The sequence below is a fragment of the Labrenzia sp. ATLA3 genome (assembly GCF_057180185.1).
Genome location: NZ_JBXUKV010000009.1, coordinates 268,594 through 283,066, shown reverse-complemented (window position 1 = coordinate 283,066; position 14,473 = coordinate 268,594). Strand labels below are relative to the sequence as shown.

General features: G+C 56.6%; 12 protein-coding genes. 3 read left to right on the top strand and 9 right to left on the bottom strand.

All coding sequences use genetic code 11. The features are described 5' to 3' along the window. Positions 1-14: 14 nt before the first annotated feature. The 9 genes from hflX to dusB all read right to left on the bottom strand — a co-directional run bounded on the left by hflX (position 15) and on the right by dusB (position 11,840). Positions 15-1,340 (bottom strand): GTPase HflX, encoded by a 1,326-nt coding sequence (gene hflX, locus AC2A6O_RS25185; protein WP_498931189.1) that lies wholly within the window; start codon positions 1,338-1,340, stop codon positions 15-17. Positions 1,341-1,415: 75 nt separating this feature from the next. Continuing rightward, the gene (hfq, locus tag AC2A6O_RS25180; RefSeq protein WP_173006241.1) at positions 1,416-1,673 is read right to left on the bottom strand and encodes an RNA chaperone Hfq; all 258 of its coding nucleotides are present in this window, start codon (positions 1,671-1,673) and stop codon (positions 1,416-1,418) included. Between the two features lie 187 nt (positions 1,674-1,860). Then, positions 1,861-2,724: a D-amino-acid transaminase gene (locus AC2A6O_RS25175; protein WP_498931187.1), complete on the bottom strand. Its 864-nt coding sequence runs from the start codon at positions 2,722-2,724 to the stop codon at positions 1,861-1,863. Between the two features lie 103 nt (positions 2,725-2,827). Then, a complete protein-coding gene (trkA, locus tag AC2A6O_RS25170; protein WP_148586857.1) occupies positions 2,828-4,204 on the bottom strand; it encodes a Trk system potassium transporter TrkA in 1,377 nt (458 codons plus the stop codon). A gap of 50 nt (positions 4,205-4,254) precedes the next feature. After that, on the bottom strand, positions 4,255-5,622 hold the full coding sequence (ntrX, locus tag AC2A6O_RS25165; RefSeq protein ID WP_148586856.1) for a nitrogen assimilation response regulator NtrX: 1,368 nt from the start codon (positions 5,620-5,622) through the stop codon (positions 4,255-4,257). Further along, a complete protein-coding gene (locus AC2A6O_RS25160; RefSeq protein ID WP_498931184.1) occupies positions 5,612-7,876 on the bottom strand; it encodes a sensor histidine kinase NtrY-like in 2,265 nt (754 codons plus the stop codon). The genes ntrX and AC2A6O_RS25160 overlap by 11 nt, the downstream gene beginning before the upstream one ends. 369 nt (positions 7,877-8,245) lie before the next feature. Further along, positions 8,246-9,685 (bottom strand): nitrogen regulation protein NR(I), encoded by a 1,440-nt coding sequence (ntrC, locus tag AC2A6O_RS25155; protein ID WP_148586854.1) that lies wholly within the window; start codon positions 9,683-9,685, stop codon positions 8,246-8,248. 2 nt (positions 9,686-9,687) lie between these two features. Continuing rightward, on the bottom strand, positions 9,688-10,827 hold the full coding sequence (locus AC2A6O_RS25150; RefSeq protein ID WP_498931182.1) for a two-component system sensor histidine kinase NtrB: 1,140 nt from the start codon (positions 10,825-10,827) through the stop codon (positions 9,688-9,690). Positions 10,828-10,835: 8 nt separating this feature from the next. Continuing rightward, positions 10,836-11,840: a tRNA dihydrouridine synthase DusB gene (dusB, locus tag AC2A6O_RS25145; protein WP_498931180.1), complete on the bottom strand. Its 1,005-nt coding sequence runs from the start codon at positions 11,838-11,840 to the stop codon at positions 10,836-10,838. Between the two features lie 170 nt (positions 11,841-12,010). Here dusB and AC2A6O_RS25140 point away from each other — a divergent pair, with 170 nt between their 5' ends. The 3 genes from AC2A6O_RS25140 (at position 12,011) to AC2A6O_RS25130 (ending at position 14,353) form a co-directional block, all read left to right on the top strand. Beyond that, positions 12,011-13,264, top strand: coding sequence for a bifunctional 2-C-methyl-D-erythritol 4-phosphate cytidylyltransferase/2-C-methyl-D-erythritol 2,4-cyclodiphosphate synthase (locus tag AC2A6O_RS25140; RefSeq protein ID WP_498931178.1), 1,254 nt, complete (start codon positions 12,011-12,013; stop codon positions 13,262-13,264). A 7-nt stretch (positions 13,265-13,271) separates the two neighbouring features. Next, positions 13,272-13,781, top strand: coding sequence for a CinA family protein (locus AC2A6O_RS25135; protein ID WP_498931176.1), 510 nt, complete (start codon positions 13,272-13,274; stop codon positions 13,779-13,781). 158 nt (positions 13,782-13,939) lie between these two features. Beyond that, positions 13,940-14,353: a hypothetical protein gene (locus tag AC2A6O_RS25130; RefSeq protein WP_498931174.1), complete on the top strand. Its 414-nt coding sequence runs from the start codon at positions 13,940-13,942 to the stop codon at positions 14,351-14,353. The last annotated feature ends 120 nt before the right edge of the window (positions 14,354-14,473 follow it).

Below are 14,473 nucleotides of genomic sequence, written 5' to 3'. Positions count from 1 at the left end.
TTCGACGTAACTAGCTAAAGATAAGCTGCGTAAAACTCGCGGAACGGACCGCGCTGCTTGTCGGAAACGCGCACTTCGGCCGTCACGAAATCTTCGGCGTCCGTACGTTCCATCACCTCGGCCATCTGATAGAGTTTCGCCAGCAGCGCCCCTTCGGCAACTGGTATCTTGACAGTCAGAATGTCGTCATGCTGCGCCATGAAGGCATCGACGCGCGCGTAAAGCTGCTCGATCCCTTCGCCCGTCAAAGCGGAAAGGGCAATCGGACCTTCTTCGCCGGCATCTTCCAGCAGCTTTTCGCGATAGGCAGGATCAAGGCAATCGATCTTGTTCCACACTTCGATGATCGGCGCACCGGTCAAAGCATCGACACCAAGATCTGTCAGCGTCTTCTTGACGTCCTCTGCCTGCGCTTCTGTGTCTGTATGCGAAATATCCCGCACATGCAGGATGAGATCCGCTTCAAGCACCTCTTCCAGCGTCGCTCTGAAAGCGGCCACCAGATGCGTTGGAAGATCGGAGATGAAACCCACCGTGTCCGACAGGATGACTTCCTTGCCATGCGGCAAGGCGACCTTGCGCAAGGTTGGATCAAGCGTCGCGAACAGAAGATCCTTGGCGAATACATCGGATTCGGTCATCCGATTGAACAGTGTCGATTTTCCGGCGTTGGTATAGCCGACAAGAGCAATCACCGGCTGCGGGATCTTTTTGCGCTTCTTGCGGTGCAGATCACGCGTACGGCGAACCTGCTCAAGCTGCTTCTGAAGCGCAATGATACGATCCTGAATCTGACGGCGGTCAGCTTCGATCTGGGTTTCGCCCGGACCGCCCATGAAGCCCGCCCCACCGCGCTGACGCTCAAGGTGTGTCCAGGACCGCACAAGACGGCTTTTCTGCCAGGTTAGATGCGCCAGATCGACCTGAAGGCGACCTTCCTTGGTCCGTGCCCGGTCACCGAATATCTCAAGGATCAAACCGGTACGGTCGATCACTTTGGTCTCGAGACGGCGTTCAAGGTTACGCTGCTGAACCGGCGTAAGTGGATGATCGATAACGACGAGGTCAAGATCCTCGCTCGCGACGATGCCGGCAAGTTCGGCAACCTTGCCATCCCCAAACAGTGTTGCGGGCCTGGGATTATTGATCCGGACAACGCCGGAATGCGCAATGTTGAGATTGATGGCGGCGCTTAGGCCGAGGGCTTCTTCCAGACGCGCTTCCGGACTGCGGTTGCCACGAAGGTCTGCCTGGCTGGACTCGCCACGCAATTGCAGAACCGGCTCCAAAATCATCGCACGAAAAGGCTGGGGCAGACGGTCAACCCCAGTATCCTTCAACCTTAGCGATTTCTGGCCTGGTTCTTCGGAACCATTGGATTTAGAAAAATCGTCTGCGCGAGACTTCGGTTTCAATCAGCTTGCCTTTTCAGCGTTTTCCTCTGCCTGATCGAACAGTTGAACAGGTCCGTTTGGCATAATTGTGGAAATCGCATGCTTGTAGACAAGCTGGGAATGCCCATCACGACGCAGCAGAACGCAGAAGTTGTCGAACCATGTCACAACACCCTGCAATTTCACACCGTTGATCAGAAAAATCGTCAGAGGAGTTTTTTGCTTGCGAACGTGATTTAGAAAAGTGTCTTGAAGATTTTGTGCGCGCTCAGCCATCAGTCTTTTTATCCTATTTGCCCCGGATGCGGCCGAGCATCCGGCGTTTCAGCAGCATTCCGTCAAAAGCCGTTGAATATCAAAGGCTAAGGTTTGACGCACCGCCCGCTTTTCGTATAGCCCACCAGTCAAGACCGTCTGCCTCGGTCTGAAACAGTTTCGTATTCTCGGCCCAAAGAAGCCAATCGAATCATACCGCCTGCAAATCAGTAGCAGTATGGAACAATTCGCGCAATCGGGTTGCAACGTATCCAGGATGACCGTTTCCGATGGTTCTTCCATCCAGACGTGTCACCGGCATCACGACAGTGGTGGCCGCCGTGACAAAGGCCTCCTTGGCGTCGAAAGCCTCTTCTAGGCTAAACGCCCTTTCCTCGAACGTCAGCCCTTCCTTTTGTATGAGATCCAGAATCACTGCTCGGGTTATTCCCCGAAGGATGCCGTTTTCAGCCGGACGGGTGACCAGAACGCCATCTTTTGTCACGATCCAGGCATTGGTCGATCCGCCCTCGGTGACATTACCGTCGGCATCGACATACCAGGCTTCCTTGCCACCGTGTTCCTTTGCGTTCTGCTTCGCCAGCACGTTCGGCAAAAGAGCGACGGTCTTGATATCGACGCGCGGCCACCGGTTTTCAGGATAACTGACAACCGAAATACCCTGTTCCGCCTGCGCCTGCGCAGCAGCCGGGCTGGCCGAACGGGCCGTCACGACAATCGACGGCACAACATGTGCCGGCGGGAAGAAGTGATCGCGCTTGGAAACACCACGTGTCACCTGAATATAGACCAGTCCGTTGCGGACAAGGTTTCGGCGAACCACCTGATGAAGCACAAATTCGACGGCTTTGCGCGCCATCGGCCATTCGATGCGCAGCTCACTCAACGATCTTCCGAGGCGATCCAGATGCCTTGGAACATCGACAATCTTGCCTTGCCAGACTTCACACACTTCATAAACGCCATCGGCAAATTGATACCCGCGGTCTTCTACATGCACCGCAGCGTCGGCATGACGAACATACTGGCCGTTGACATAGGCAATCCGGCTCATGGATCCTCCAGAACAGGGTGGTTCGAAACGAACCGATTGGTATTTTTGAAAGTTTTGGCCTGTAGATCACACAAAAGCAAGGCCAGAAAGAAGCCAGTCAGCCTTAAAAGAAGTCAAGACTCACGCGGAACATTTGTTCTACCTGACGCACACGGTTCGCAACCGCGAAGATCACGATACGATCCTGCGCCTGGATTTGCAGTTCGCCGTTCGGAGTGAGCACTTCGCCACCGCGGAAAACCGCACCAATACGGATGCCGGACGGAAGATCGATGACCCGCAACGGCTTGCCAACCAGCGGTGACGTGTCGAGTGCCTCCGCTTCAACAATTTCAGCAGCACCGTTCTGAAGCGAATGAACGCCCCGGATACGCCCGCGCCGCACATGCTGCAGAATGCGGGAAATCGTGACGGCGCGCGGGTTGATGAACGCATCGATCCCAAGCGCATTTGCAAAAGCTGGATAACTCGGATTGTTCAGAAGCGACAGCGACCGCTTACAGCCAAGTTTCTTGGCCATGACGGAGGACAGGATATTGACTTCATCCTCGTTGGTGAGAGCCACCATGGTGTCAGCGTCGCCTGCGTCCGCCTCATTCAGGATCGTCTGATCCAGTGCGCTACCATGCAGGATAACCGAGCGCTTCAATTCATCTGCCACGGCCATCGCCCGTTCGCGCGAGGCTTCGATCAGCTTGATCTTCGTGCCGGATTGACGTTGTTCGAGAGCTTTGGCGACATAAAGCCCGATGTTGCCGCCGCCGCAAATCACGACACGCGCGGCTTCCGGCTCCTCGTGTCCGAAGATGCTCAACGTCCTGCGAACCTGGTCGCGGCGGGCAACCACGTAGGCAAGGTCTCCGGTCAGGATGGAATCGCTGCTCTTGGGAACAAACAGCCTGTTGTTACGGTAGAGGCCGACGACAACGGCGCCGAGATCCGGAAAGAGCTCGGTAAGCTGTCGCAAGGGCGTATCCACAACCGGGCAGTCTTCCTCGCACATGATGCCGACGACAACGACCTGATCGTCCGCAAACCGCACGGTCTCGACAGCTCCGGGAAGAGCCAGACGGCGCAGAACCATCTCGCCCACTTCGATTTCCGGTGAAATGATCACGTCAATCGGCATGTGGTCGCGTGAGAAAAGATTGCGCCAACGCCCCTGCAGGTACGACTGGGCCCGGATGCGGGCAACCTTGGTCGGCACGTTGAACAGCGAATGCGCCACCTGACAGGCCACCATGTTGACCTCGTCATAGAGCGTCACGGCAACGATCATATCGGCTTCTTCGGCGCCAGCCTGCGCCAGAACGTCCGGATGCGCCCCGTGCCCGACGAAGCCACGCACATCGAGCTGATCGCCGATGGCATTGATCAGTTGCGGAGAAGAATCGATCACAGACACGTCGTTCTGTTCCGCAGCCAGACGCTCGGCAATGCCGTAGCCCACCTGCCCCGCGCCACAAATCACGATTTTCATGGAAAGATCCCTTTCCCGCCTTGCCGTTACCTATCGCTTCCCGAAGGGCCTCAGGTCATACCCAAGGTTTTCAGCTTCCGGTGAAGCGCAGACCGTTCCATACCGACAAATTCGGCTGTCCGCGAGATGTTACCGTCAAATCTCTTGATCTGTGCCTGAAGATATTCACGCTCGAAAATTTCCCGTGCTTCGCGCAGCGGTACAGACATCAGGTGTTCGCCCGTGCCGGACGTCGGCAGGCTCGGCAAGGTTTCGCCGATCTCGGCCGGCAAAAGATCCGCAGTAATGGTGCTGTCCGGATCGCCGCGGCTCAGAATCATCAGGCGCTCGACGTTGTTGCGCAACTGGCGCACATTGCCCGGCCAGTCGTGCGTTTGCAGCACGGCCATCGCGTCATCGCCAATTGGCCGTTGCGGAATGCCCGACGCCCCCGAAATCTGTGTCATGAAATGCTGCACCAGAACCGGAATGTCTTCCCGCCGCTCGGCAAGCCCCGGCACGCGAAGCGGAACCACGCTTAGCCGGTGATAAAGATCCTGGCGGAACAGGCCAGAGGCGATGTGTTCTTCAAGGTTCTTCGATGTGGAGGACAGGATACGAATATCAACCTGAACCTTCTGGGTGCCCCCGACGCGGGCAAAGCTCTGCTCAACAAGGACGCGCAGGATCTTTCCCTGAGTCTCGGCAGGCATGTCAGCAACTTCATCGAGATAGAGCGTGCCGCCATGCGCTTCTTCGAGCGCACCGATCTTGCGAAGATTGCCGCTTTCATCCTCGATCCCGAAGAGTTCTTCTTCCATACGTGAAGGTGTGATCGTCGCGGCATTCATCACCACGAACGGACTTTTGGCGCGCGGCGACATGTCGTGGATCATCCGGGCCGCCCGTTCCTTGCCGGCCCCGGAAGGTCCAACGATCAGAATACGGCTGTTCGTCCCGGCAATCTTCTGAATGGTCTGACGCAGATTGTGCGCAGCCGAAGAGTTGCCGATAATCTCGCTGGTCTCGCCACTGCGCTGCTTCAGGTCGCGGATTTCACGCTTCATGCTGGAGGCTTCGAGAGCCCTCTCGACGATATGGACCAGCCGATCAGCCTTGAACGGCTTTTCGATGTAATCGTAGGCGCCGCGTTTGATCGCCGAAACAGCCGTTTCGATATTGCCGTGACCGGAGATGATAACAACCGGCATTTCCGGGTCGGTTTCACGGAAAATATCAAGCAGCGCCAAACCGTCGAGGCGGCTTCCCATCAACCAGATATCCAGGATCACCAGAGAAGGTTTGCGCTCCTTCACTGCGGCCAGAGCGCTGTCGGAGTCATGTGCGGTCCGCGTTCCATAGCCGTCATCATCAAGGATGCCAGCAATCATTTCGCGAATATCGGTTTCGTCGTCTACGACAAGAATATCATGCGCCATGGGAAGTCACAGTCTGGTTTTGCAGGTCGGTTTCAGCCTCGATCTCGGCATGTGCTGCCAATGTCAGTCGAACGAGCGTGCCCGTGTCCTCTGGGTTGCTTTTGGGGGCGTCGAGCAATTCGATGCCACCGCCGTGGTCTTCCAGGATCTTGCGGACGATGGCGAGGCCAAGGCCCGTCCCCTTCTCCCGGGTTGTCATATAGGGTTCCAAAAGCCGGCTGCGATTTTCTTCCGGCAGGCCGATACCATTGTCGATTACGTCAATCACGATCCGGCCGCTGCCTCCATCGGAGTCGTCGCGTAAATGAACCATTACCTTGCCCTTGGGCAAGGCGTCACCGGTGCGTGCGCTTACAGCTTCCGCTGCGTTCTTGACCACATTGGTCAAAGCCTGTCCAACCAGACGTGCATCGAAAACGGCCGTCACCGGGCTGGAGGGCACATCTGCGGTGATACTGATATCCGGATTTGCGACCGACTGCATGAAGGCCGCATCCCGCACAGCTTCACGCAAATCACCCTGTGTTTTCGTCGGCTTGCGCATCCGGGCAAAGGAAGAAAACTCGTCCACCATCTGGCCGATGTCGCCAACCTGCCGCACAATCGTGTCGATGCATTGATCAAAAACCTGGCGGTCTTCCTCAATGCGTTTGCCATACCGGCGACGGATTCGCTCGGCGGACAACTGGATCGGCGTCAACGGGTTCTTGATTTCATGCGCGATACGCCGGGCAACGTCGGCCCAGGCCGAATTACGCTGTGCTGAAACCAGATCGGTAATGTCGTCCAGCGTCACCACGAATCCGTGCTCGCGCCGGGTCGATTGTTCCCGGGTGATGCGTACGTTGATGGTGCGCAGACGCCCTCCCCGCGCGATCTCGATCTGCGTTTCCGGAACCCTGTCGGTCTCAAGTTTCAAGACATCCGAAATGCATTCATCAAGTTCCGGCACCACTTCAACGAGCGATTTGTTCAGAATCTGAACCTCGTCAAGCTGCAGCAGCTCCAGCGCGGAGCGGTTGATCAACATGATCGAGGCTTCGTCGTCAACGCCGATGACACCGGTGGAAACACCCGAAAGAACAGCTTCGTTGAAGCGGCGACGGCGGTCGATCTGTTCGTTGGCAGCCAGCAGCGCGTCGCGTTGCCCAAGCAACTGCCCGGTCATCTTGTTGAAGGTCTCGCCCAGATTGGCAAGGTCACCGCCGGACTTCTCTGTCGGCACCTTGACGACAAGATTGCCTTTGGACACCTCATCAGCCGCCGATATCAGCGTTCGGATTGGTGACACCAGTCGGTTGGCAAATCCGAATCCGATCCAGATTGCCGACAACAGCAACACCAGCGCCACCCCCAGATAAACGAGAGCGAAGGCAACCTGAACGCCGAAGCGACTGTTCTCCATCTGCTGGTACTGGGAAGCTCCCGTCTCGGTCAGACGCAGATATTCAACCACACGCGGGTCAATGGCGCGCACGGCATAGAGGTAGAAATTGTCATAGGCCGACAATTTCATGACCCCGCCGACAAGGTTGGAACTTCCCGGCGCAATCAGGATCGGATCTCCGGATTTTGCCTTGAAGAAACTGTCGGCAGGCGGCAACGGCACTTCCGCTTTCGGATCAAGGACGACGCGGGTGACGACCTCACCATTCTCGTTCAGAATGAAAGCCGCAAGAATACCGCGAAGCGAAACCTGCGTTGAGAAGAACTGATCGAAACGGGTCGGCTCGAAGTCGTAGACCGCCTTGGCCCTGTCAATGTCGTTGGTCATGGCGATCAGGTCACCACGCAGAACTCTGGCATGTTCCTGAAGATAGGCCTGCGCAACCGTCAGGGCATTGTCGACGATTTGGCGCGTCCGGTCTTCAAACCAGCGATCAAGTCCCCGGTCGAGCGTAATGGCTGCCAGAATGGCCATAAGCACGGCGGGAACCGCGGCAACGACGCTGAACAGGGTCACGACACGCACATGAAGACGTGCGGCAGCACGGCCGCGCCGGCGCGCTTGCCAAAGCTTCAGGATCTCGAAGGCAATAACACCCAGAAGAATCGCTGCCAGCGCACCGTTGATCGTCATCGCGACCGTGATGACGTCCCGCGTGGGATCGATGGAAGTCAGGCCCATCAGAATGACGAAGGTGACCCCGATGGAGACAAGAGCAAGCAGAATGATCGCAAGCCCAATCCGCCGCGAGAACTTTCCAGCGGCGCTTGATTGCGCGACGGGTTCTTTTACTGCTTCCAGTATCATTCGGTCTCTGTTGCCTAACGCCCGCCTAAAGCGGACCGTCCTTCTTGATTTGCGGCAAACTTATCACACAATGTTGCGAAATTGCGACAGACGCAAAGACACGTCAATAAATTGCGGTGGACAGGCCATCACTTTATCATAGAGGATTGATTTCATGCCTCTTTTGAGGGGACGCCTAGCGTCTTGCCGTTGCCGCGTGAAGGGGCATGTCAGCAGTCTGGCTCCATGAAACCGGCCCGATTTGAGGTTCAGTCGAACGGGTTGTCGATCTGATTCACTCAGATGTCCGAGGCATTGTCGTCGCCAGTAACAAGATGCGGCCAGACCTGACGGTCTGACCGCAGCATCATTTGATCCTGTTTCGTCAGTCTACCGGGTGGACCGCATAACCTGAATATCAAGATCCCGGATCTTCTTGCGCAGCGTGTTCCGGTTGACCCCTAGTAGCTCCGCAGCCTTGATCTGATTGCCTCTTGTAGCCGCCAGGGCCGCGCTGATCAACGGATACTCGACTTCTCTCAGAATACGATGATAGAGGCCCGGAGGTGGCAAGGCGTCGCCGAAAGTGTCGAAGTAACCGGAAAGATAACGTTCGACAGACCCTCCGAGATTGATTGTCTCCTGGGTATCTTCTTCCAGAGGCGAAACCGACGGCTGGCTAAGTTCCTGCTCCAGCAGGTTTTCGCTGATCACGTCCTGAGGATAGAGCGCGGCCAGACGGCGAACGAGGTTTTCGAGTTCACGCACGTTCCCTGGCCAGCGATATCGGCGCAGCAGATTGAGCGCCCCCTGGTCGATCTGCTTGGCCGGCAGGCCTTCCTTTTCCACGAGCGCAAAGAAGTGCCGCACCAGATCCGGGATATCTTCAACGCGTTCGCGCAGCGGTGGCAGGCGGATCGGAACGACATTCAATCGGAAATAAAGGTCTTCACGGAAGAGGCCCTGATTGATCAGATGTCTCAAGTCCTTGTTGGTGGCGGCAATGATCCGGACGTCCGTCTTGATCGGAGTGCGACCGCCAACAGTGGTATATTCCCCTTGCTGCAAGACACGCAGCAACCGGGTCTGGGCCTCCATCGGCATGTCACCGATTTCGTCCAGAAACAGTGTTCCGCCGTCCGCCTGCTCGAACCGGCCGGAGCTGCGGTTCTGAGCACCGGTAAAGGCCCCTTTTTCGTGGCCGAACAATTCGGCCTCGATGAGATCTCTCGGAATGGCTGCCATGTTGATTGCGACAAACGGGCCGTTCCGCCGTTTGCCGTAGTCATGCAGTGCGCGCGCCACAAGCTCCTTGCCGGTACCAGATTCGCCGTTGATCATGACCGTGAGGTCGGTCTGCATAAGCCGTGCGAGTACCCGGTAGATCTCCTGCATCGCGGGAGAGCGTCCGACCAGTGGCATGCCCTCGCCGGCATCATCCAGATCAACCGCAGGCCGTTTCTTCGGCTCCTCCAGCGCGCGCTGGACAATACTGGTCAATTCCTTCAGGTCGAACGGCTTGGGCAGATATTCATAGGCCCCCTTCTCCGAGGCCTTGATGGCCGTCATGAAGGTGTTCTGCGCGCTCATGACCAGAACCGGAAGCTCCGGCCGCATTTTCTTCATGCGCGGCAGAACATCGAAGATATTCTCGTCCGGCATGACCACATCAGTAATCACAAGGTCTCCATCACCCGAGGAAACCCATCTCCAGAGCGTTGAGGCGTTGGAGGTCAGCCGCACCGTATAACCAGCCCGGGAGAGGGCCTGGTTAAGAACGGTGCGGATGGCTGCGTCGTCGTCTGCAACTAAAATCGTGCCCGTCGGCATGGTTACTCGGTCCCTCTGCTGGTCCGGTCGGACGAAGCCGTGTTGTCGCCCGTGAACGCGGGCATCAATATTCGGAAAACGGTTTTCTGGCGTTGGCTGTCACACTCGATGACGCCGCCGTGGTCGCCAATGATTTTGGCCACAAGCGCAAGTCCCAGGCCTGAGCCATTTGTCTTGGTCGTGATAAACGGTTCAAACAAATGAGGAAGCAGATCTTCCGGAACACCTGGCCCATTGTCCTGAACGCAGAATTCCAGTGGCAGACTTACCTTTTCGTCAGTACCGGGAACAGATAATCGAACGCCTGGACGAAACGCTGTCGTGATGCGAATTTCGCCGTCGGGATCATCTCCTATCGCTTCGCTGGCATTCTTGATCAGGTTCAAAAACACCTGAATGAGCTGATCCTTGTTGGCATAAACAGGTGGCAAGGACGGATCGTAGATTTCGACGATACGTTTGCCGCGGGCAAAGCCTGAATCCGACAAACGCTTCACATGATCCAGAACCACATGAATGTTGACGGGTTCTCTCTCGATGGGCCGCTCGTCGGAAAAAACTTCCATCCGGTCGACCAGTTTCACGATCCGGTCGGTTTCATCCATGATCAGGCGCGTCAGCGCGCGGTCTTCGGCAGGAACCGACTGCTCTATCAATTGCGCCGCACCGCGGATGCCGGACAAGGGATTCTTGATTTCATGCGCCAGCATGGCGGCAAGACCGGTAACCGTGCGAGCCGCGCCCCGGGACGTCAGTTGCCGGTCGATCTTTTCGGCCATGGTGCGCTCCTGGAACATCAGCACCACCGCCCCCGGCCGTTCAGCAACCGGTGCTGCGTTGATGTCCACCACCTTGGGCGCACCAATACGCGGAGAACCGATGTCGACCTTGTATTCATTCACCGGTGCACTACGCTCACGCACCTGTTCTATCAGGGTCAGCAAAGGGCTGCCGAAGGGAACGAAATCACTGATCGGATGACGGCGGAGCACGGACACGCTGGAGCGCATGAAAATTTCCGCGGCCATGTTGGCCGTCTCGATAACACCATCGGGTGCAACCAGAAGCACCGGGTGTGGCAATGCATCCAATATAGTCGGGCCGTCGCTCGCAAGCGCGGCCGTACGGCCTGTCTGAGACATGGTGTCCTTCAAGCTGCTTTCCGTATGTTCGAGGAAGAAAGCCAATCACTGGCGAGCCGGAGAACTTCCGACGGCTGATTGGAAGTCATAAGGGTTTTGCGGACAGGTCCGGGAATATCCGCATTGCCTGCAGTCACAGCCTCGTCCAGATACCAGCCAAGGTGTTTGCGCGCGATGCGAAGACCCTGCTTCTCGCCATAGTGGCTCAGGATTGCTTCGTAGTGCTCTACCACCAGCTCCGCCAGCTCAGATCCCTTGGGCGCTTCCAGCTTCTCCCCGGTTGCGAGGAAGTGACCGATGTGACCGGGCAACCACGGTCGCCCGTAGGCACCACGACCGATCATCACGCCGTCCGCGCCGGAAAGTTCCAGCATGCGCACAGCATCGTCAAAACCTTTGCAATCACCATTCGCGATCAGCGGCACGGAAACAGCTTCCTTGACGGCCGCGATCGCCCGCCAGTCCGCATTGCCTTTATAGAACTGGCAACGGGTTCGCCCGTGAACGGTGATCAGCCTAATTCCTGCTGCTTCTGCCCGGCGGGCCAGTTCAGGCGCGTTCAGGCTTTTGTCATCCCACCCCAAGCGCATTTTAAGCGTGACAGGAACGTCCACCGCCGCAACAGTCGCCTCTATCAGCGTCAAGGCATGATCCAGATCCCGCATCAATGCAGACCCGGAGTATCCGGACGTCACCTTCTTGGCCGGGCACCCCATGTTGATATCGATGACATCTGCACCGAGACCGGCGATAACCTTTGCAGCTTCGCCCATCCATCTGGATTCACGGCCCGCAAGTTGAACAACATGAAGCCCCTTGTCCTGAGCTTCCGCACGCATCTGCGTTTCGGCATCTCCTTTGACAAAGGATTCGCTCGCGACCATCTCACTGACAACCATGCCGGCGCCATATCGGGCAGCCAGTCGACGGAAAGGAAGATCGGTCACGCCGGACATCGGCGCGAGCACTGCCGGGTTTGCGAGTTGATACCGGCCAATGTTGAGTATTTTCATAGACGGCAACACTGCATCTCTTTTCTGCTTATTGACTGTGCAGATTTAATTTTGCCTATATTGTAGACATTTTTCGCAATGCAACAAGTCAAAATTTGCGGTTCGAACTGGTTCATATGTAAAGACGGTTCCAAGCTGACGGTTTGATGCAAAGCACGAGGAGCCCGTTAATGACAAAAACAGCCGCCGCCCTGATTGTTGCCGCAGGGCGTGGCACCCGTCTTGCGGGTTCCGGCGATGCCCTACCTAAGCAATACAGGCCGCTTGCTGGCCGTCCGGTGCTGACCCATACACTGAATTCACTTGGGAATCACCCCCGGATCTGCCGTATCGTAATCGCAATTCACACTGACGATGTCAGTCTGTTTTCACACGCCGCCGCAGCTGTTGATACCGATTGCGCCCGCAAGATCGGCCCGCCCATTTTTGGCGGTGCAACCAGACAACAATCGGTTCTGGCCGGCCTTAAGGCTCTCGCAGCCGAAGGATTTGATTTTGTATTGATCCACGACGCAGCGAGACCGTTTTTGCCGGCGGCCGTGATCGACCGGCTAATTGAACGACTGGATGCCGGCGAAGAAGGAGTTCTCGCGGCCTTACCCGTCGTGGACACTTTGAAAAAGGCGGATCAAACAGGCCACTCGATTGAAACTGTCGACAGAACCAGTCTTTGGGCTGCGCAAACGCCGCAGGCATTTTCCTTGCAGCGCATTTTAACGGCACACGAAAAGGCACTCGCCGCCGGTAAAGTTGAGTTCACCGACGACACCGGACTTGCGGAATGGGATGGGATGACCATTGTCCTGACAGAGGGCGACCCTGCCGCGTTCAAAATCACAACTGCCGCTGACCTGCTGCGCGCAGAACAACAAGCCGAGTTACAATTGATGTCCACCTCTTCCGTCGCGCCCTTGCCGCTTTCTGCCCTTGCCGATATCAGAACAGGGATCGGATACGATGTTCACGCCTTTGAAGACGGTGATGCCGTCATATTGGGCGGGGTGACCATAGAGCACACTCAAAAGCTCAAGGGTCATTCAGATGCAGACGTGGTCCTCCACGCCATCACTGACGCGACACTGGGCGCCATCGGAGATGGAGATATCGGCCAGCACTTTCCGCCAAGCGATCCGCAATGGAAAGGCGCCTCCTCCGACAGGTTTCAGGAGGACGCCATGCGCCGACTGTTCGAGCGTGGCGGTCGACTGGCCCATATAGATGTCACCATCGTGTGCGAAGAACCCAAGATAGGTCCGCACCGCGAGGATATCCGCGCGTCGATTGCCAGGATCTGCTCCGTGCCTGTCTCAAGGATATCCATCAAGGCCACGACGTCCGAGCGCCTCGGCTTCACAGGCCGGAAGGAAGGTATCGCAGCACTGGCCAGCGTGACGGTTCGCCTGCCCTTTCAAGACGAGGACTAGACATCCGATGACTGAAACATCCCCCAACAGTCTGGAAGAACTTGCCCCTCTGACAATCGCCGTGCTCGACGGGCTGATGGCCGCCGGTAAAATGGTGGCGACGGCAGAATCGTGCACTGGAGGGCTGATCAGCGGAGCGCTTACCGAAATTGCAGGGTCTTCAGCCGCCGTGGACAGGGGCTTCGTGACTTATTCCAACGAAGCAAAGACCGAAATGCTCGGCGTTCCAAAAGACCTCATTGATGCATACGGCGCCGTCAGCAAGGAAGTTGCCATAGCAATGGCCGAAGGTGCTCTGGCCCGCTCCAATGCGGATGTTGCGGTCTCTGTAACCGGCATCGCAGGACCAGGGGGCGGAAGTGCCCAAAAACCTGTCGGAACGGTTCATGTGGCGGTTGCGGCGAAGGACCAGCCGACGGATCATGTCCATTGCCGGTTTACGGACAACGGTCGACAATCTATCCGGCTGGCGACAGTCAGAACTGCCCTTACATCGATTTTAAATGCGATTTCCTGAGTAAACGCTCATTAACGCTCTCTGGAGTTCGCGCTGGGCATACAATTGGCCATATGTATATTTCCGGAAACTTGACTTCTACGTAACTCAAGATCCGATCCCAGATGTTGAAACCAGCGACCCTTCTGGCTGCATGTTTGTGCGCAAGTTCCACTGCGTTGGCAGGAGCCATTCCCCAGCCCGGTGATTTCTACCTGATTTCACGTGATCGTAGCGGCAACTTTGTCGGTAGCCACAAGCTGTTTACCGATTACGCTCGCGGGCTGAACAAGGTCTCTTATTGCGAGCGCAGCTATTTCGTGCGCAGTCATTCCGTCGCCTGGACGCAGGTAGAATCGGAACGCGGCAACACTGTTCAGGTGGAATTCAACTTCGGCCGGGGCTGGCGCCCTATCTGCGGCAATCCTGAGCAACAGGTGACGCTTCAGGATATCGGCATCACGGTAAGTGCGCGCGACCTGCTTGCCAAAACGGACGAGCCTTCCTCTCCACGAAGCCGACTTTCCGTGATTGGATCGATATTCCAAAGCGACACTTCCGAAGAAGGGCACAGCACTTACCACACGCGCTAACCCCCAGTCCCTAAAAGATCTTTTTTAGCAAAAATACATAAAGAAATCAGCGACTTTCAAATTTTAGTAAAACTCATTTCCCTTGCGAAATCTCTCTTACAACCACTTGCAGTATGATCA